Source organism: Bacillus sp. m3-13, assembly GCF_000175075.1.
GTDB classification, from domain to species: domain Bacteria; phylum Bacillota; class Bacilli; order Bacillales; family Bacillaceae_I; genus Sutcliffiella_A; species Sutcliffiella_A horikoshii_C.
On sequence record NZ_ACPC01000019.1, the window covers coordinates 550,282 to 569,725 of the forward strand.

A 19,444-nucleotide genomic window follows, 5' to 3' on the forward strand; every position below is an offset into this window, starting at 1 on the left:
GGTTCTGATCAGATTACCGAAAAACCATATGTTTGTCGAAATTTTAGGAGATTTGTCAATTGGCATGTATTTGACTTAGTTTGGACAGTATTTTAATAGTCTTGGACAGTATTTGGTGATTTTCCGCTTGTATTTGATGTGACTTGGACAGTAAATAGGCCTTTTCCGACAGTATTTTTCAGGAGGGGATTTCTTGCATGAAGCGTGAAACTAAACTTTCGAAAAAATACCCACTTTTCTGCAGGAAACAACCCTTCACAAAGAGAAATAACAAGAATCGACAAAAAAGGAGGACTAAAATGATTAAAAAGAAACGAGAAAAGTCTCATAAATTAATGACCCACGAAGCGGGGATGCGAAGAGTTCCTAAAAATCACCCAAAGTATCCAATTTTAGAGCAAGAGTACGATAAATTATCATACGGACATAAAGGGGAAGAGGCTCTAGATTATTTCTTAACCTTTTTGCCAAATGACAACTATCTAATTCTGAATAGTCTCAGGCTAGAAGATCCAAAAGGCAGGTATTTTCAAATTGACAGTTTGTTGTTGGCTCCAACTCACTGTATAATCCTTGATTCAAAATATATGTCTGGAAAGTTGGAGTTTGATGAAAGTGCTAACCAGCTTTTAAGACACTTGCCAGGTAGCGCAGATGTTGAAAAGCTAGGAGATTCTATCTCACAGATTTCTAGACAACGCCATCAACTATCCCTTTGGTTAGAGAAGAATGGTTTTCCACCTATGCCTATTGCAAGGTTAATAGTACTCACCTACTCACCCACAATAATGCCGCACTTAAAAATCCACTCCTTCCATCACTAGAAAAGTCACCTTCCATACTAATTTGCCAAATCGCCTGAAAGAGATAGATGAAAATATCTCTAAAAGGAACATCCTGTTAAGTAACAAAGACCTCTATAAACTCTCCAGGACACTAATAAAAAAGCACACACCAGACCATTTTCAACTCCTTAACCATTATGAAGTTGCTTTTAATGAACTGATAACAGGTGTAATTTGCGTAAAGTGTTCATATGCCCCAATGCTAAGGGGAAGGGGAGTTTGGGGGTGTCTGAGGTGCAGCGCCTATTCTAAGGATGCACATATAGAGGCGATTAGAGATTACAAGCTTTTAATTGGAGAGACGATCAGTAACAAGGAGCTAAGGAGTTATCTTAAATTACATTCTGCTTCTATTACATCTAAGTATTTAGTTTCTATGGGGTTAAAATTTGAGGGCAGCTTTAAAAATAGGAGATACTTTCTATGAAACCTCCACCAAACCACTTGTAACAAAACAAAAAAACGCCCCCTCCCGAGCGTCTCACACAACCCTATCATTTCCCCTTCAACCTAAAATGCACCACAGCACTGTAAAACCGTCTGCCTTCCTCATCTACATGCATTTGATGAGATACGGAGTGGACGCCGAGCATGATGGCGCGGTTATGATCAATCTGTTCATTTATTTTCTTTTCTAACGTTTTCAAGTCAAGCGCTTCAAAAAACTCTACTTTATCTTCTAATAAGCTAAATTCAAAGTTCCTCATTAATAATTCCCAGTCCTTTCATCGGGTTTATTTTACAGAAAAATCAGAACGTTTGCAACCGCTCTCACCCTTATCCTGTAAGGGTCCCATGTATATCCTACCAAACATTTTCATTGAAGAAAATAGAAAGATGTGTTAGATTGAGAACAGTTATTTTATTAAAGCATACTATACTGATAGGAATTATATAAATTATAAGTGGAGTGATCATTAATGGGACGTGAATTCGTCGAACTGTTTAATGACTGGGCAAACTATTATGATGCGACGGTAAGTGGCAAGGACCAGGAATATGCAGAGGTTTTTCGTGGCTATGATGATATTTTGAAAGATGTAGCCTCTAAAGCTTTAAGTCCTGTCGTTGAATTTGGAGTGGGGACAGGGAATCTCACAGCCGAGCTGCTGAAACAAGGTAAAAAAGTGTATGCCATTGAGCCTTCTAAAACAATGAGGGAAAAGGCGGCAGAAAAGCTACCACAGACCGTCAGTATCGAGGATGGGGACTTTTTGAGCTTTCCTGAACCGGCAGATCAGGTTCAATCCATTGTAAGTACCTATGCGTTTCATCATTTGACAGATGGTGAAAAAGAAGAAGCGGTGGCGTACTATGGAAAGTTGCTTGATAAAGGTGGTAAAATAGTATTTGCTGATACGGTCTTTGAAAATGATGATGCGTACAGAGCGACAATTGAACAGGCAGAAAAGCATACGTTTTTGAATTTGGCAAACGACTTGAAAACGGAATACTATACAACGATAAGTGTACTCACTGATATTTTTGAAAAGCATGGCTTTGAAGTGGAGTACCAGCGTTTTAACCATTTTGTCTGGGTAATGGAAGCGACAAAACAATAGTAGGCGGGCAATCACATTCTCTCTTTTTGAAAAAGTGAGTCGATCCGTCCACTAATTTTATGAAAAGAGGGATTCTCATAATGAAAGTAGCAATTATCGGAGCAATGGAAGAAGAAGTAACCATCATGCGTGAAAAGATTGAAGGTATGGAAACAACAACTGTTGCAGGTTGTGAATATTATACAGGTACATTGAATGGCGTTGATGTCATTTTATCTAAATCAGGAATTGGGAAAGTAAATGCGGCACTTAGTACGTCTTTACTTTTAGAACGCTTCAAGCCGGAAGTAGTTATTAATACTGGATCCGCTGGTGGGTTTTCGCCATCCTTGAATGTTGGAGATGTTGTTATTTCTACGGAAGTTCGTCACCATGATGTGGATGTGACGGCTTTTGGATATGAATACGGACAAGTTCCGGGTTTGCCGGCAGCATTTGAAGCAGATGCAAAGCTTATGGCGGTAGCGAAAAAAGCGGCTGAAAATGTGAGCGGGATGCAGGTTGTGGAAGGACTTATCGCAACAGGAGATTCCTTTATGAATGATCCGGTCCGTGTGGAAGCGGTTCGTGAAAAGATGCCTGAACTGCAGGCTGCGGAAATGGAAGCGGCGGCAATTGCACAGGTATGCCATGCGTTTGAGGTGCCGTTTGTGGTAATACGTGCACTGTCTGATATCGCAGGGAAAGAGTCCAACATCAGTTTCGATCAATTCTTAAGCAAAGCAGCATTGCATTCTTCCATGTTAATTGAAAATATGCTAAGTGAGTTAAGAAACGCTTAACACACAGAAGGAATGTCTGCGGGGGGATAAAGGATGAACGTTTTTAAAAATGTCCATGGCTTGATTGGCAATACACCTGTCGTGGAATTGAGTAATTTTGAGGTGCCAGAAGGGGTGCGCCTCTTTGCAAAGCTTGAGTTTTATAATCCGGGCGGAAGTATAAAAGACCGTTTGGGGAAAGAGTTACTCGAAGATGCGGTTCGATCCGGCAAGCTGAAAGAAGGCGGAATCATCATAGAACCAACAGCGGGCAATACTGGCATCGGACTTGCGCTTGCTGCAGTAGGTACTAGCTACAAGGTAATGGTATGTATGCCGGAGAAGTTCAGTGTGGAAAAACAGGAGCTGATGAAGGCACTTGGTGCTACGATTGTTCACACTCCAACGCCGCTTGGAATGAAGGGGGCAATTCAAAAAGCCAAAGAGCTTAACGAGGAGATTCCTAATTCTTATTGTCCTCAGCAGTTCGGAAACCCTGCCAATCCAGAAACCTATTACAAAACACTGGGTCCTGAGCTTTGGGAGCAGTTGGATGGACAGGTAGATGTGTTTGTAGCCGGAGCGGGAACAGGTGGAACCTTCATGGGAACTGCCAAGTTTTTAAAAGAAAAGAATCCTGATGTGAAAACGGTCATCGTGGAACCAGAGGGATCTATCTTAAACGGCGGCGAGTCTGGCCCGCATAAAACAGAAGGCATTGGGATGGAGTTCTTACCAGGCTATATGGATAAGACATATTTCAACGCTATCCACACGGTATATGATGTGGATGCATTTGACCGCGTCAAGGAATTGGCACAAAAAGAAGGTCTGTTGGTAGGAAGTTCTTCAGGTGCTGCACTGCATGCGGCTTTGGAAGAAGCAAAAACAGCCCAACCGGGAACCAACATTGTGATGATTTTTGCCGATAGCAGCGAACGCTATTTAAGCAAAAAGATTTATGAAGGAGGAATTTGATATGCATAAGAAAACTAAACTGATACATGGTGGAATCTTCGGTGACCCACATACAGGTGCCGTTTCTACACCAATCTATCAAGTAAGCACATATAAACAAGAGAGTGTAGGGAATTTCAAAGGGTATGAGTACTCTAGAACGGGTAACCCTACACGTCATGCGTTGGAAGAATTGATAAAAGACTTGGAGAACGGAAAAGCAGGATTTGCTTTTGGTTCTGGGATGGCGGCCATTACGGCGGTTATGATGTTGTTTGACAGTGGAGATCATGTTGTTTTAACGGATGATGTGTACGGCGGAACATACCGAGTCATGACGAAGGTGTTAAACAGAATGGGAATCAGCTCCACATTTGTGGATACTAGCAAGGTGGAAAATATTGAGGCAGCCATTCAAGAAAATACGAAGGCGCTTTTCATTGAAACACCGACGAACCCATTGTTAAAAGTGACTGATATTCAAAAAGCGAGTTTAGTTGCGAAAAAGCATAATCTCTTAACAATCGTTGATAACACATTCAGTACACCATATTGGCAGACGCCAATCAACCTTGGTGCAGACATCGTCCTTCACAGTGCGACAAAATACATTGGTGGTCACAGTGATGTGGTGGCAGGTCTTGTTGTTGTTAATACAGAGAAACTGGCAGAAGAGTTGCATTTCGTTCAAAACTCAACGGGAGGCATCTTAGGGCCGCAAGATTCATGGCTATTAATGCGAGGAATCAAGACGCTTGGGCTTCGTATGGAGGCGACGGAAAAGAACACTCGCCGCATCGTTGATTTCCTAGAAAGCCATCCTTTTGTTGGAAAAGTATATTATCCTGGATTGGAAGACCATCCGAACCATGAGGTTGCCAAGCAACAAGCAGGCGGTTTTGGTGGCATGGTGTCCTTTGACATCGGAAGTGCCGAGAAAGCGGATCAGCTGTTAGCAAGAATTAAATACTTCACGTTAGCGGAAAGCCTAGGAGCAGTGGAAAGTTTAATTTCAGTTCCTGCACGAATGACACATGCATCCATTCCGGCTGAGCGACGTGCAGAACTCGGAATTGTGGATGGTTTAGTTCGTATTTCCGTCGGTATTGAAGATGTAGAAGATCTTATTGCTGATTTGAAGCAGGCAATTGAAGGTTAATTCAAGAATAAAGGTCCTATGAGAGAACAACTCTTATAGGGCTTTTTTTTGTAGCAGTTGCTTAGCGTTCTGGGGGAAATCTGATATAATATAAGAATAATACATAATTTTCATACTATTTTTACTAGGAGGATTATCATGTCTACAGTACCTGTATTAGAAAAGAATGTTCAAGAAAAAGTGGATGCCTTCAATAGATTGGATGAGAAGCTTTGCCATTATAATGATGTGTTGGGTCTTCTTAGCTGGGATTCTAAAACGAAAGCTCCTAAAAAAGGACGTTCCTTGTTTGGAAAAGCTAGAGGAACATTGTCGACAGAAGCTTTCAAGCTGGCAATCTCAGGTGAAATGGGAGAGTTGCTTACTTTCTTGACAGAAGAGAAGGTATGGGAGCAGTTGGATGAAGCGACAAAGGCGTGTGTGGCCGAGAGGAAAAAGAACTATGACAAGTCCATCAAAATCCCGGCAGAAGAGTATCAAGAATATGTCATTCTTGTTAATGATGCGAATGAGGCATGGGAAGAAGCGCGTGAGAAGAATGACTTCGCCTCTTACGCACCTGTACTGGAACAAGTATTGGCGTTCAAGAAAAAGTTTGGTGAATATTATGGTTATGAAGGGCACCCATACAATGCGATGTTAAATGAGTTTGAGCCGGGATTGACCGTTGAAAAACTAGATCCATTGTTTAAAGAGCTTCGAGAAAAAAGTGTAGAGCTCTTAGAAAAAATAAAAGCTTCACAGTCCCAACCGCGTGAGGATATTTTCGCACAGGAATATGATATAGAAGCTCAAAAGAAATTCAATCAATATATTCTGCCTTTAATCGGTTTTGATATGGAAGGTGGTCGCTTAGACGAAACGGTGCACCCTTTTGCTTCTTCTGTCAATACGGGCGACGTTCGTATCACGACCCGTTACTTAAAAGAAAATGTCCGTTCTGCCATTTTTGGCACCATCCATGAGGCAGGACACGGAATGTATGAACAGGGAGTTAATCCTGCATTTGAAGGAAGAGTGATCCGTCGTGGGACATCCTTTGGTATCCATGAATCTCAATCCCGTTTCTTAGAAAACATGGTGGGGCGCAGTAAGGAATTTTGGACTTACTTTTATAAAGATTTACAAGAACATTTTCCTGAACAGCTGCAAAAGGTTTCACTCGAAGATTTCTATGCTGCTACAAACAGGGTCGATCCATCTTTCATTAGGGTGGAAGCAGATGAGCTGACATATAATCTTCATATCATGATTCGCTATGAAATCGAAAAAGGTTTATTTGCCGGGGATTATGAAGTGAAGGATCTTCCAAAGGTCTGGAATGAAAAGATAGAGGAATACCTGGGTATTACACCACCAACTGACACGCTCGGTGTCCTTCAGGATGTGCACTGGTCCTTTGGTGGGTTCGGCTATTTCCCTTCTTATTCATTGGGCAATCTTTACGCAGCGCAAATCCTTTATACGTTTATCAAGGAAATGCCAGATTTCTATGACAAAATCGAGCACGGTGACTTCATGTCTATCCGCGGGTGGTTAAGGGAGAATATCCATCAATATGGAAAACTTTATTCTCCAAACGAATTGATTGTGAAAGTGACAGGAGAAGAACTGGATGCAAAGTATCTGGTGAGATACTTAGAAGAAAAGTATTCCGCAATCTATCAATTTTAAGAAAAGGAAAAAGCCTTCTGTTTAGCTGCAGAAGGCTTTTTCGTGGTCATTCGTTATTTTTTTCGTCTTCGTTTTCATCCTTCTTGGTATAAAGAGTGCCATCTTTTACATTTTCTTCGGTATTGTTAGAAGTGCTTGGATTATCGACAATGATGATTTCCTCTGTGCTCTCGCTTCCAGAGGAACAGGCTGTAAGAAAGGTTAAAAGGCAAAAGGCTGTGACTAATTTCTTCATTTAGTTCCTCCTCGCTCACAATTTATTGTTCCATTATAACGGGATATACTTAAGGAAAAAAGTTTAGTGGGCGAAAAAAAGTATATTGATAGGAAGTGCCTATATAGTTAATGGTGTGTAATAGGGAATATGGTCGCCGTACAGGAATAATACGGCAATAGCTAGCTACTTTCTTCACCGTAAGGAAGAAATTACATACCGGCAAACCTAGGAATCTATGTTAAAGTGAATAATAGATGGGGGGAATCTAGATGAATACGAAGGTTTTAGAAGCGAAGATTCAGGATTATACTAGATATGCCATAATATTAACGACCGTCAGTGTGTTTTTATATATAGGAGTTGCTTTTCAGCATGCAGGGAAAGAAGCTTTGCAGATCTTTACGATGATGGGTGCCACTGTTGTTTTACTTGGTGGAGCAATGTTTTTTGTTTTGAGAGCGAGAAAGTTGAAGAAGTTGTTACAAGAGCAGGATGAACAATAAGAAGAGGAGCCCTCGAAGGTTCCTCTTCTTTTAATTTGTTGATTTCCGTTCCAGGCGCTTCGTTTGCCCGCGGGCGTCTGCGCACCTTCCACTCCAATCAACAAGGGACTACTTTCACCGTAGCATCTTATCTCATAGACTTCCGGTATCCGGCTGTTTCTGCTTCTTCTTCGGTGTTGAAGCACTCTTCTGGAATGGTGCGGTCATAGTAGGCTCCGGTTTCCACGTGATAGATTTTTTCTCCGCTTGAGCTGATATTACCTTTTACCGTGCAATTGTCTGTAACAGGATTTTCCTCGGCGGTAGCTTTAAGCTCAGGATCCTCCACAAATTCAGGGTAAAAGCCATCTTCCTGCGCATAGTTCTCCACACTCCAAATGCCTATAGCTTCTGCTTGAGCCTTCTCTTGAATAGCTTGATAAGTATCTACATAGCGGGTGTTAGGTGGGAAAATATAAGCTACTCGTGCCAACCCGCGCTTTAGAAGCTCCTCCTGTGCTGACACACCATTCACATATACATAGGCTAAAATTCGTCCATAGTGGTCGCGTTCGCTTACATCCAGTTCTATTTCTACTTTACCGCCTTCCATGAACTCTTCCATGAAGTTCTTCGCGTCGTGACCAAACGGCTGGGGACTGTCCATTCTAGGGTGATTCGTTTCTGGAGTATCTACAAGTAAAAACCGGATATTCTCTTCTTTATTATTAATTATCACTTTTATCGTATCACCGTCTATGACACGAACGAGAGGAACCTCTGCCCTTTCATATTCGGTGTCCTCTTTTTCAAAGATTTCTGTATTATTCTCTGCTGAATCTTCCTCATCTACTTGTTGTGGTTCGACCTGCTCTTGTTCTGTCTTAGGTGGATCATTCTCGGTTACAGGGGCAGAGCCTTCATCTAAAGAACAACCTGCCAATAGTAAAACAAGAATCAAAACCCAACTATAAAATTTTATTTTCATGGATGTCTCCTTCGCATGCAAAAAGTATTACTCATTATACCATGCAAATACGGTGTTTTTTAAAACAAAGTTTGACACAGTTGAAAGTGGGGTATTTATAGTTTGTGCTTTTAGGAAATACTGTAGAGAAATAATAATTGTATGGGGAGTGAGAAGGTTTTGATAACCTTTCAAGATGTAACAAAAACATATGAAGACGGAACGACCGCCGTCCAATCCTTTAATCTCGAAATAAAAGAGGGAGAATTCTTTGTTCTGATAGGACCGAGTGGATGTGGAAAAACAACTACATTAAAAATGATCAATCGATTACATAATGTATCAAATGGGGATATCCTTATTGATGGGAAGAGTATCTCTGACCATAATATCCATGAACTTCGCTGGAATATTGGCTATGTTCTCCAGCAAATTGCACTGTTTCCACATATGACAATCGAGGAGAACATATCCATCGTTCCAGAGCTAAAATCCTGGAAAAAAGGCGATATCTCCAAAAGAGTAGACGAATTGCTCGATCTTGTTGGTTTAGAGCCGTCTACGTATAAAAAACGAAAGCCATCTGAATTATCAGGAGGTCAACAGCAAAGAGTTGGAGTAGCTAGAGCTTTAGCTGCCAATCCTCCTATCATTCTAATGGACGAGCCATTTAGTGCGCTTGATCCGCTTAGCAGAGAGCAGTTGCAACAAGATTTTCTGAGTTTAAAAAAGAAAATCCAAAAAACAATCGTGTTTGTCACCCATGATATGAATGAAGCATTAACGCTTGGCGACCGCATTTGTCTGATGAAAGATGGGGAGGCAGTACAAGTAGGAACTCCAGAAGAGTTTGTAAATAACCCTAAGGACGATTTTGTGAAGAGTTTTATTGGAAATAGACGCAGTGTTCTTCAGAAAACGATTGAGGAATTATTAGAGAAATTAAAGATGGATTCTCCTGTTACGCCTTTCCCAGAAGTGGAAAGTAAATTGACAATTGGCGAACTTCTTGCCATCTTGGCAGAAGAAGAGGCTGTTACGGTCATGCAAGCAAATCAACCGTTAGGCGTTCTATCCCGAAAAGATGTCCTTCACTTTCTTCATGAGCAAAGTGGAGAAGGGGGGCTTGTATAATGACATTCCTTCAAGAACTATATGCAGCCCGCGGCGATCAACTTTGGACAGCCCTATTAGAACATATTCAAATATCAGTCATCGCACTGGCGATAGCAGTCTTTATATCTGTTCCACTTGGTGTGCTATTAACGAGAAAAGAACGAATTGCTGAGCCTATAATTGGAATAACGGCTGTCATGCAAACCATTCCATCCCTTGCGTTACTAGGACTGTTAATTCCTCTTGTAGGAATTGGATTCGTTCCGGCTGTCATTGCACTATTTCTTTATGCATTACTTCCAATATTAAGAAATACCTATACAGGAATAAAAGAAGTAGATCCATCCTTGCGTGAAGCGGCGAAAGCAATGGGAATGACTTCGATGAAAAGATTATTTCGTGTGGAGCTCCCGCTTGCGTTGCCGGTTATCATGGCAGGTATACGAACAGCCATGGTCTTGATTATCGGTACCGCAACCATTGTGGCTTTAATAGGAGCGGGAGGATTAGGTAGCCTCATTCTTTTAGGGATTGACCGAAACGACAATGCGTTGATTTTGCTAGGAGCAATTCCTGCAGCCCTTCTTGCCATCTTATTTGATATCATTTTACGTATGATTGAAACGGCTGCAAGAAAAGGATCTGGAAAGAAAGCACTCATCATTGGAATTGTCGTGGTCCTACTTTTCCTATCTCCTTTTGCAGTGATGAAAGCAACAGAAGCGGATCTAGTTATCAGTGGGAAAATAGGCGCAGAGCCTGATATTATCATCAACATGTATAAACTCTTGATTGAAGAAGAGACAGATCTTCGAGTGGAATTACGTCCGTCACTCGGGAATACCAGCTTTGTGTACCGAGCGCTGAAGAATAAAGACATCGACATCTATCCGGAGTATTCTGGAACAGCCATTGTCACCTTACTGGAAGAAGAACCCGTCAGCATTGATGATGAGGAAGTCTTCGAACAGGCCAAAAAAGGTTTGATGGAACAAGATGAGCTGGTTTATTTGCAACCAATGGGCTTTAATAACACATATGCTCTAGCTATCCCGGTAGATTTCGCTGAACAAAACGACATAAATACTATCTCTGATCTGAACGGTGCAAAAAATGAAATAAAGGCAGGATTCACCCTAGAGTTCTCCGACCGTCAAGACGGATATCTAGGCATTCAAGAAGTGTACGGCATCACGTTCCCTAACCTGACCACCATGCAAGCAAAATTGCGCTATCAGGCAGTGGAAAATGGAGATGTAAACCTAGTGGACGCCTACTCCACAGATGCAGAAATCAAGCAATTTGATTTACGAGTGTTGGAAGATGACAAAAACCTTTTCCCTCCATATCAAGGAGCGGCATTGCTCAGAAAAGAAACCCTTGATGAGCATCCAGAACTAGAAGAAATCCTAAATCAATTGGAAAACCAAATAAATGATGACGAAATGCGTGACATGAACTACCAGGTAACCGTTGAAGGAAAGACCACATATGAAGCCGCCAAAGAGTTTTTGGAGAAGAAAGGGTTGTTGGGGGAATAGACACGAAAAAACTAGGCTGCAAGGCCTAGTTTTTTTGTTAGTCAATTAAGACAGATAGTTCATCTATTTTTTCTTTAATGTGCTTGACGAAAACCTTGTTCTCTTGGATCATGAAGATTTGAATGGATTTATTGTAATATTCGATGGCTATGTCGTTATGGCTTAATAGACTGTAATTATAACCAATATGATAATATAAGTTCCCTAAGCCATATAGACTATTCTGTTTTACACACCACTTAACCGCAAGTTTACATGTGTCATTAGACTCTTCAAGTTTATTTAATCTTGTTAATGTTTTAGCCTTATTGTAAAGAATTCTTGTTTTTATAGTAGGATCATGATGGTAAGGGATTTTCATATAACTATTAATTGCAAGGTTGAAAATTCTTAGGGCTTCTTCACAATTTTTTGTCTCGAAATGAACAATTGCCATGCTGTTTAAAATTTCTATCTCTCTCTCACCTAATAGTTTTGAGGTCATTTTTGTCAGATCCAAAGCACTCTGCATGAGCTTTAATGCTTCTCGTTTATTCTTTTTTAAGTGATATTCACATATTCCTTCAGTCCATAGGAGGAATTGCTTATTATTTCTATTATTAACAAACAGGGGATTTTTTCTTTCATTTTCAACTATTATTGAAATTTCTTCAAATTGACTACGATTTAATAACTCGCGTACCTGAGTGAAAACCTCTTTTACATAGGACAATTGTGGGTTGGTTGCTAAATCATAAAAATAATTTATATCCACTCCAAGTCTTTCTGCTATATAATATAAGGTATTAGCAAGAGGAAATACTTCCCCTTTCTCGATCTTACTGATCTGTGACTGTGTACAGATTCCTTCACTTAACTCAGCTTGTGATAAGTTTAGTGCAGACCGCAGGACTTTTATCTCTTTCCCGATTAAAGAAAAATCCACAATATATCACATCCTAACTAATAAAATATTCCTAGAGTTATAATTTGAATTGAAAATCAAAGAAAACAGAAGGAAACCATAGATTTTTTGGGTATAACATTCAATATTGAGGAAAATACGAATTTTCAATATAGTGTAAAATACTTATTAAAGATAGCTTAATAGTAATCCAAATAAAAAGTAGAAAGAGGTAATGATAATGAAGAAGTTTATCTTAACGTTTCTAGTAGTTTCCTTAACTTTGTTTGGTGCAAATGCAGTTACTTCCCATGCAGGTCCTTCTGATGATTACAAAACGAATGAGCTACCACCTCTACATTAATAAATAATTTAACAAAGGAAGGATGATACCATGTCAGCTGCTAGTACAAACACTTTTGAGCTTACATGCTTTTGGTTTATCGTTGTTGATCGTGAGCAAAAGGCGCGTAGGCGTTACCGTGTTGCCCAGCTTGTAGATTACAAGAATAAAACATATGCAGAAGTTTCTAGGTGGTTTGAAACATTGTTTCAAGAGTACAGTGTGGTGAAAGTCGGCAAAGGTACTATACCTTCCAAGTTGAAAAAGTATCCTTATATTAAGTATTAAGATCTCCCTAATTACTGGGGAGGTCTTTTTTCTATTAATTGAACATTTGTTCTTCTAAATGAAATTGTACCATTAATCGTCAGAATTGTAACATAAATATAACATTTTGATGACGAGTTGATATGACATTTTTATTTGGATTAATTTTGAAGTGTACTTGCACATGAATGCCTTTTCCTACATAAGAATTATTACTAGGCTCTTGCCTAAGCATTTCTATGGAGGTGAAAGTGTGTCAAGCATATTAGCATCGGTAGGATACTTAATCAAAGAACTTGTTTTCCTAGTTTCTTACGTCAAGAACAATGCATTTCCACAACCATTGTCATCAGGGGATGAAGCGAAATACCTGAAATTGATGGCAGAAGGGAATGAAGAGGCAAGGAATCTACTTATTGAGCATAACCTGAGACTTGTGGCGCATATTGTGAAAAAGTTCGAGAATACAGGAGAAGATTCAGAAGATCTGATTTCGATCGGGACGATTGGGTTGATTAAAGCAATTGAAAGCTTCCACTCCGGAAAGGGGACGAAGCTAGCAACCTATGCTGCTCGTTGTATTGAGAATGAAATACTGATGCATTTAAGGGCGCTTAAGAAAACGAAAAAAGATGTTTCTTTACACGATCCCATTGGTCAAGATAAGGAAGGGAACGAAATCAGTTTAATAGATGTGCTGAAATCCGAATCTGAGGATGTCATCGATACCATCCAGCTAAATATGGAATTGGAAAAGATAAAGGTATACATTGATGTGCTGGATGAAAGGGAACGAGAGGTAATTGTCGGCCGATTTGGACTTGATCTTAAAGATGAAAAGACGCAACGCGAAATAGCAAAAGAACTAGGCATTTCCAGAAGCTATGTATCACGGATTGAAAAGCGTGCGCTCATGAAAATGTTCCACGAATTCTACCGAGCCGAAAAGGAAAAGAAAAAACAATAAAACAAGCGAACCCCTTGGCTACCAAACCTGCCAGGGGGTTTCGACATCAAGGGGGAAAATCCTGTGGGGGGTCTGACCCCCACACAGGATTTTAATATACCTGTAACACAATTATAATGAACTTTCCCGAAATTAATTGGGGTTTTCTCCGCGTTTGCCCTGTCTCTTTTGTGGGATGTGCATATGGTAGTAGTGTAGATACCTAGTTTGAGAAGGGGGTTGTTGGTATGTACGGGTACCCTGGAGGTTTTGGGTGTTGTCCTCCTCCTTATCCTGGGCCATATGGACCTGGATATTATGGTGGATGGTTATATGGGCTTCTAGTAATTTTGTTTATCTTGTTGCTTATTGGCGGCGCTTATTATTGCAAAAACCACTTATACAGATAAGCTTATGCTTTTTGGCATAGGCTTTTTTTGAGTGATGGCAAATAAATTTCGAGATGCGAAAATTACGTAAACCAAATAGTTTGGAATTGTAGAAATATTTACACTCTTCGTATATAATAGATTCATAATGCTAAAAGGGGGAATTACAACGTGACAACAAAAACATACAGTGAAACTTGGGATTTAGATGTATTTTTCCAAGGAGGAAGCAATTCAGAAGAATTCCATACATATTTAACAGAAATACAAACAGAACTTGGTGAGTTTGAAAAGCAAATAGAATCATTCTCGACTGATAATCTTGAGGAAATCTTGGTTTCTTATGAAAATGTCGTTAAGAAAGTAGTACAAGCTTCCGCGTTTATCAGCTGTTTGCTTGCACAGGACGTGAAGGATAAAGCTGCTTCTCAACTTCAAGGTAAAGTAGCACAATTGCATGCCAAGTTACAGGTTCAGCTAGGTGCATTGGATGAGAAGCTAGTTGAAGTGGATGAAGCGACATGGGAAAGTCTTATTCAAAGAGAAGTGTTCCAACCATTAGAATATGTTTTAAATGAGAGAAGAAGAAGAGCTAGTGACAAATTACCTGCAGCACAAGAGAAGCTGGTAACTTCGTTAGCTGTTGACGGTTATCATGCTTGGGGGAAATTATACAACTCCATCGTTGGTACTATTAAGATACCGGTTGAGGAAAACGGAGAAGTGAAAGAGCTATCTGTCGGCCAAGCACATAATCGTTTTTCAAATGGTGATCGCAGTGTTCGAAAGAAAGTTTCGGATGCATGGAAAAGAGCGTGGGAAGGCCAGGCAGAAACCATCGCCGCTGCTTTGAACCATCTTGCAGGATTCCGCCTGCAAGTATATGAACAAAGAGGCTGGGACTCTGTGCTAAAGGAACCGCTTGAGAATAATAGAATGAAACAAGAAACATTAGATACGATGTGGCAAGTGATCACCGACCATAAAGGCACATTGAAAAAGTACCTAGAACGCAAAGCGGAGCTTTTAGGACTCGAAAAATTGAATATGTATGATGTTTCTGCCCCTCTTTCTGCAGAAGAAACCATCCTTTCCTATCAGGAAGGCGCTGATTTCATCATTGAACAGTTCTCCAAGTTCGGTCCAGAACTAACGGAATTTACAAAGAAATCATTTGAAGACAGCTGGATTGAGGCAGAAGACAGAGCAGGGAAGCGACCTGGTGGGTTCTGCACGAGTTTCCCAGTGTCCGGTCAATCAAGAATTTTCATGACGTACTCTGGCACCCTGTCAAATGTATCCACTTTGGCACATGAATTAGGACACGCTTTCCACCAGCATGCTATGCATGGAGTTCCGACTTTGAACCGTTTTTACGCAAGCAATGTGGCAGAAACAGCGTCCACGTTTGCAGAAATGATTGTTGCGGACGCTGCTGTTAAATATGCGAAGGATGAGCAAGAAAAAATCTCTCTTCTAGAAGACAAGATCCAACGCAGTGTTGCATTTTACATGAATATACATGCTCGTTTCCTTTTCGAGACAAGATTCTATGAAGAACGCAAAAATGGACTAGTCAGTGTGGAAAAGTTAAACGAACTGATGGTAGAAGCGCAAAAAGAAGCATATTGTGACGCACTAGGGGAGTACGATCCAACATTCTGGGCATCCAAAATGCACTTCTTTATTACACAAGTTCCTTTTTATAACTTCCCTTATACGTTTGGATATTTGTTCTCATTGGGCATCTATTCCCAAGCATTAGAAGAAGGAACGAATTATGAAGAAAAATACATTGCACTATTAAAAGATACAGCATCCATGACAGTGGAAGAATTAGCGATGAAGCATTTAGGTGTCGACTTGACACAAAGAGACTTCTGGGAAAAAGCTGTCAAAAAATCGCTTGAAGATGTGGAAGAGTTTTTACAACTTACAAGCAAATAGGTAGAAGCAGAGGCATTCCTGAATATGGGGATGCCTTTTCTTATGTTGAAATGTTATAATATCACTCATGGAGTTTAGTAGACTATCACACACAACAGATTATCTCGTTTATATAGAAGAAATATTAGCTAGGAGGAATGCAATTTGTTGAAAAGTATATACAGACTTGCTATAGAATTGACCAATCATAAGTTCTCTTCCATGGCTGTTAAGCATTTTGCCAGTTCGAAACTTAGCAAGCGGTTTATCCCGTCGTTTGCCAAGGTATACAATATTAATATAGAGGAAATGCAGGAAAAGATGGATACGTTCCCTACTCTGCAACAATTCTTCATCCGAAACTTAAAGCCTCATGTTAGGCCGATAGATTCTGGGAAAAACTCAGTAGTAAGCCCAGTTGATGCCGTCATTGAAAAGAAAGGGGCAATTACCGATTCTCTTCAACTGAGAGCAAAAGGAATCGATTATTCTGTTGGGGAAATGCTTTCAGATCCGGAATTAGCAAAAAAATATATGGGTGGTTCCTATATGGTCCTTTATTTAAGTCCAAGCCACTATCATAAAATTCATACACCTATTTCCGGGAAGGTTACAAAACAGTGGACACTAGGTGGGAAATCCTATCCTGTTAATCAAATGGGATTAAAGTATGGAAAGGAACCGCTTGCCAAAAACTATCGCAGGTTAACGGAAATCGAACATAACGGGAAACACGTGGTGGTGGTGAAAGTTGGGGCGATGTTTGTTAATAGTATTGAGTTGACGCATGAAAGTGAGCAACTTGTAAAAGGGGAAGAAATGGCGTATTTCTCTTTTGGCTCCACGGTTATTTTGTTGTTTGAGAAAGACGGTTTTATGATGGAGGATACATTGAAAGAGAAGGAAGAGGTAAAGGTCGGTCAAAGAATCGGTACTTGGCTAAGCTAGTGAGAGCACTAGCTTTCTTTCTTTTTATACCGCTGTTGATTTCCGCAAATGGCTTCGCTTTCCGTGGGGCGACCTTGAGCCTCCTCACAACGGCTTCAGGGGTCTCAACAATGTCGCTACTCCCCCGTTGGAGTCTTCGCCTTTTGCTCCAATCAACAGCTAGAAACTTATTAATACAAAAAAGAGCCAGATGACTGGCTCTTTTAGGATGTTGCTTTTATTTTGTAGCTTAGGGAACGGCGTTTAATTTCTAATTCGATCAGTAGAATAAAATCTGTGCTTAATTTTAATTCGGTCGCTTTGTGATAGGATTCTAGTAAAAGTTCATCGGAAAGTTTTCTCATCAGATTGGCCTCTGCCCTACACCTCCTATTATTACGTCACTATGTATGATTGTATGCATTATGTTTTATGGTTAGGTCTTTTCTCTATATGTTGCGCATATAATTGTAAGTTCTGTTAGGTTGTACGATTACTCTACCACGTATTTTTTTTTAGAACAACCGTTCTGTTATCCACAGTTAACAGTGGATAACATGTGGGTATATTGTTTATAATTACCAGTAAACGTTACAGGGCATAATGTATATTGTAGATAAGTTTATCCACAGGTGTTGAAAGTGATGAGAAATTGTCGAAAAATTTTTTATTTTCGTTACTTTTTATTAGAAAATAGAAGCATGCTAACACTAGAAATATCAATATTATGCTTAACACGGAGAAGATATTTAGGTAAGATGGTAAAAGTGTTAATTTTGACCGTGAAACGTTCATTTAAATATGTTAACAATTCCAACTATAGAAACAAATTGAGGGTGATTAAATGATTAAATATTTTCTGCCTGCGCAACACGTAAAGAGCGTGTTTGAAATAAAAGCCAATGGATTTGAAAGAAAAGGGAATCAAAGGGATCATTACAGATCTAGACAATACGCTTGTCGAATGGGATCGACCGGAAGCGACTCCTGCATTGATTGAATGGTTTAAAAGAAATGCAAGAGGTAGGCATCTTAGTGACGATTGTTTCCAATAATAAAGTTAAAAAGAGTGAAGATGTTTTCCGACCCGCTTGGTATCAATTATATTTATGGAGCAAGAAAGCCAATGCGACGTGCGTTTCGAAGAGCGTTGAAAGATATGAAACTTCAAAAAGAAGAAGTGGTAGTGATTGGAGACCAACTTCTAACAGACGTGCTCGGAGGCAATCGGATTGGGTTACATACAATCCTTGTTGTTCCTGTTGCTCAAACGGACGGTTTTATTACAAAGTTCAATCGACGTGTAGAAAGACGAATCCTATCGTGGATGAAACGAAAAGGTATGATCAATTGGGAGGATTAACGAATATGGAAGAACAAATAGTATGTTACGGGTGTGGAGTCGCTATTCAGACAGAAAACCCAGAAGGTTTGGGTTATGCGCCACCTTCCTCATTAAATAAGGAAGCGGTTATCTGTAAAAGGTGCTTTCGCCTGAAGCATTACAATGAAATACAAGATGTTTCCCTAACAGATGATGACTTTATCCGTATATTAAATTCAATTGGCCAGACCCAAGGCCTAGTGGTAAAGATTGTTGACATTTTTGATTTTGACGGTAGTTGGTTGCCGGGCTTACACCGTTTTGTCGGGAATAACAAGGTATTGCTCGTTGGTAACAAAGTAGACTTGCTGCCAAAGTCAGTAAAGCCTAATAAAGTAATCAATTGGATGAAACAAGCAGCAAAAGAGCTTGGCTTGAAACCAGAGGATGTTTTTCTGATCAGTGCGGATAAAGGAACTGGTGTGAAAGAATTGGCTCAGGCTATTGAAGATTATCGCGACGGCAAGGATGTATATGTGGTTGGCTGTACAAACGTGGGAAAATCGACTTTCATTAACCGTATTATTCGAGAGTTCTCTGGTGAAGAAGATGTCATCACAACATCCCAGTTCCCTGGTACGACGCTTGATATGATTGACATTCCATTGGATAATGGCGCATCATTGTTTGATACACCTGGGATTATCAATCGTCATCAAATGGCGCATTTTATAGATAAAACGGAACTTAAAGTTATTTCGCCTAAAAAAGAAATCAAACCAAAGATCTTTCAATTAAATGAAGGTCAAACGTTATTCTTTGGCGGATTGGCACGATTTGATTATGTAAAAGGCGGGCGTAATTCTTTTACATGCTACGTTTCCAATGATCTTTATATCCATCGTACAAAGCTTGAAAATGCTGACAATGTTTATAAAGAACACTTAGGTGATTTACTGCAGCCACCTGGACAAGACGTTGTAGAATCATTCCCTGAACTGGTCGCACATGAGTTTACAATTAAAGAAGAGAAAACCGATATTGTTTTCTCAGGACTTGGCTGGGTAACAATCAATGAGCCTGGAATTAAAGTAGTGGCTCACGTACCTAAAGGCGTAGGAGTCATGGTTAGAAAATCGTTGATCTAAAAGGGGGGAA

At 40.0% G+C, this 19,444-nt stretch carries 20 protein-coding genes and 1 pseudogene; 16 read left to right on the forward strand and 5 right to left on the reverse strand.

Annotation, left to right across the window (positions count from 1 at the left end; translation table 11 throughout):
* Window positions 1-299: 299 nt before the first annotated feature.
* The gene (locus M313_RS0113300; RefSeq protein ID WP_157182468.1) at window positions 300-824 is read left to right on the forward strand and encodes a nuclease-related domain-containing protein; all 525 of its coding nucleotides are present in this window, start codon (window positions 300-302) and stop codon (window positions 822-824) included.
* 515 nt (window positions 825-1,339) lie between these two features.
* On the opposite strand, the gene M313_RS0113305 is transcribed toward M313_RS0113300, so the two are convergent.
* Window positions 1,340-1,552, reverse strand: a complete 213-nt coding sequence (locus M313_RS0113305) for a YrzA family protein (RefSeq protein ID WP_010196105.1) — start codon at window positions 1,550-1,552, stop codon at window positions 1,340-1,342.
* A gap of 213 nt (window positions 1,553-1,765) precedes the next feature.
* Between M313_RS0113305 and M313_RS0113310 the strand changes: the two genes are divergently transcribed.
* The 5 genes from M313_RS0113310 (at window position 1,766) to M313_RS0113330 (ending at window position 6,958) form a co-directional block, all read left to right on the forward strand.
* A complete protein-coding gene (locus M313_RS0113310; RefSeq protein WP_010196107.1) occupies window positions 1,766-2,407 on the forward strand; it encodes a class I SAM-dependent methyltransferase in 642 nt (213 codons plus the stop codon).
* An 80-nt stretch (window positions 2,408-2,487) separates the two neighbouring features.
* The gene (gene mtnN / locus M313_RS0113315; RefSeq protein ID WP_010196109.1) at window positions 2,488-3,189 is read left to right on the forward strand and encodes a 5'-methylthioadenosine/S-adenosylhomocysteine nucleosidase; all 702 of its coding nucleotides are present in this window, start codon (window positions 2,488-2,490) and stop codon (window positions 3,187-3,189) included.
* Window positions 3,190-3,222: 33 nt separating this feature from the next.
* The gene (locus M313_RS0113320) at window positions 3,223-4,146 is read left to right on the forward strand and encodes a PLP-dependent cysteine synthase family protein (RefSeq protein ID WP_010196112.1); all 924 of its coding nucleotides are present in this window, start codon (window positions 3,223-3,225) and stop codon (window positions 4,144-4,146) included.
* A gap of 1 nt (window position 4,147) precedes the next feature.
* A complete protein-coding gene (locus tag M313_RS0113325; RefSeq protein WP_010196114.1) occupies window positions 4,148-5,284 on the forward strand; it encodes a bifunctional cystathionine gamma-lyase/homocysteine desulfhydrase in 1,137 nt (378 codons plus the stop codon).
* A 138-nt stretch (window positions 5,285-5,422) separates the two neighbouring features.
* Entirely contained in the window at window positions 5,423-6,958 is a 1,536-nt protein-coding gene (locus tag M313_RS0113330; protein WP_010196116.1) for a carboxypeptidase M32, read from the forward strand.
* Window positions 6,959-7,004: 46 nt separating this feature from the next.
* Here the strand turns inward: M313_RS0113330 and M313_RS0113335 are convergent, their stop codons facing one another.
* Window positions 7,005-7,193 carry a putative periplasmic lipoprotein gene (locus M313_RS0113335; protein ID WP_010196117.1) on the reverse strand — a complete coding sequence of 63 codons (189 nt, stop codon included), beginning with the start codon at window positions 7,191-7,193 and terminating at the stop codon, window positions 7,005-7,007.
* 251 nt (window positions 7,194-7,444) lie between these two features.
* Between M313_RS0113335 and M313_RS0113340 the strand changes: the two genes are divergently transcribed.
* Window positions 7,445-7,678, forward strand: a complete 234-nt coding sequence (locus M313_RS0113340; RefSeq protein ID WP_010196118.1) for a YrhC family protein — start codon at window positions 7,445-7,447, stop codon at window positions 7,676-7,678.
* A gap of 127 nt (window positions 7,679-7,805) precedes the next feature.
* Here the strand turns inward: M313_RS0113340 and M313_RS0113345 are convergent, their stop codons facing one another.
* Window positions 7,806-8,645 (reverse strand): thermonuclease family protein, encoded by an 840-nt coding sequence (locus M313_RS0113345; protein WP_010196119.1) that lies wholly within the window; start codon window positions 8,643-8,645, stop codon window positions 7,806-7,808.
* A gap of 159 nt (window positions 8,646-8,804) precedes the next feature.
* Between M313_RS0113345 and M313_RS0113350 the strand changes: the two genes are divergently transcribed.
* Together M313_RS0113350 and M313_RS0113355 are read left to right on the forward strand one after the other, a co-directional pair.
* Window positions 8,805-9,758, forward strand: a complete 954-nt coding sequence (locus M313_RS0113350) for an ABC transporter ATP-binding protein (protein WP_010196121.1) — start codon at window positions 8,805-8,807, stop codon at window positions 9,756-9,758.
* Window positions 9,758-11,281, forward strand: a complete 1,524-nt coding sequence (locus M313_RS0113355) for an ABC transporter permease/substrate-binding protein (RefSeq protein WP_010196122.1) — start codon at window positions 9,758-9,760, stop codon at window positions 11,279-11,281. The genes M313_RS0113350 and M313_RS0113355 overlap by 1 nt, the downstream gene beginning before the upstream one ends.
* 37 nt (window positions 11,282-11,318) lie before the next feature.
* Here the strand turns inward: M313_RS0113355 and M313_RS0113360 are convergent, their stop codons facing one another.
* A complete protein-coding gene (locus tag M313_RS0113360) occupies window positions 11,319-12,206 on the reverse strand; it encodes a helix-turn-helix domain-containing protein (protein WP_010196124.1) in 888 nt (295 codons plus the stop codon).
* A gap of 199 nt (window positions 12,207-12,405) precedes the next feature.
* Between M313_RS0113360 and M313_RS26655 the strand changes: the two genes are divergently transcribed.
* The 5 genes from M313_RS26655 to M313_RS0113390 all read left to right on the forward strand — a co-directional run bounded on the left by M313_RS26655 (window position 12,406) and on the right by M313_RS0113390 (window position 16,983).
* Window positions 12,406-12,528 (forward strand): hypothetical protein, encoded by a 123-nt coding sequence (locus M313_RS26655; protein ID WP_010196125.1) that lies wholly within the window; start codon window positions 12,406-12,408, stop codon window positions 12,526-12,528.
* Between the two features lie 30 nt (window positions 12,529-12,558).
* Complete coding sequence (locus M313_RS0113370; RefSeq protein WP_010196128.1) at window positions 12,559-12,795, forward strand: hypothetical protein; 237 nt, start codon at window positions 12,559-12,561, stop codon at window positions 12,793-12,795.
* A gap of 232 nt (window positions 12,796-13,027) precedes the next feature.
* Window positions 13,028-13,741: an RNA polymerase sporulation sigma factor SigK gene (gene sigK / locus M313_RS0113375; protein ID WP_010196129.1), complete on the forward strand. Its 714-nt coding sequence runs from the start codon at window positions 13,028-13,030 to the stop codon at window positions 13,739-13,741.
* A gap of 539 nt (window positions 13,742-14,280) precedes the next feature.
* Window positions 14,281-16,056: a M3 family oligoendopeptidase gene (locus tag M313_RS0113385; RefSeq protein ID WP_010196132.1), complete on the forward strand. Its 1,776-nt coding sequence runs from the start codon at window positions 14,281-14,283 to the stop codon at window positions 16,054-16,056.
* A 144-nt stretch (window positions 16,057-16,200) separates the two neighbouring features.
* A complete protein-coding gene (locus M313_RS0113390; RefSeq protein WP_010196134.1) occupies window positions 16,201-16,983 on the forward strand; it encodes a phosphatidylserine decarboxylase in 783 nt (260 codons plus the stop codon).
* A 203-nt stretch (window positions 16,984-17,186) separates the two neighbouring features.
* On the opposite strand, the gene M313_RS0113395 is transcribed toward M313_RS0113390, so the two are convergent.
* A complete protein-coding gene (locus tag M313_RS0113395; protein WP_010196138.1) occupies window positions 17,187-17,327 on the reverse strand; it encodes a sporulation histidine kinase inhibitor Sda in 141 nt (46 codons plus the stop codon).
* Window positions 17,328-17,809: 482 nt separating this feature from the next.
* Between M313_RS0113395 and M313_RS23600 the strand changes: the two are divergent.
* Together M313_RS23600 and yqeH are read left to right on the forward strand one after the other, a co-directional pair.
* A pseudogene (locus tag M313_RS23600) lies at window positions 17,810-18,325 on the forward strand (YqeG family HAD IIIA-type phosphatase).
* Between the two features lie 5 nt (window positions 18,326-18,330).
* Window positions 18,331-19,434 (forward strand): ribosome biogenesis GTPase YqeH, encoded by a 1,104-nt coding sequence (yqeH, locus tag M313_RS0113405; protein WP_010196141.1) that lies wholly within the window; start codon window positions 18,331-18,333, stop codon window positions 19,432-19,434.
* Window positions 19,435-19,444: the final 10 nt, after the last annotated feature.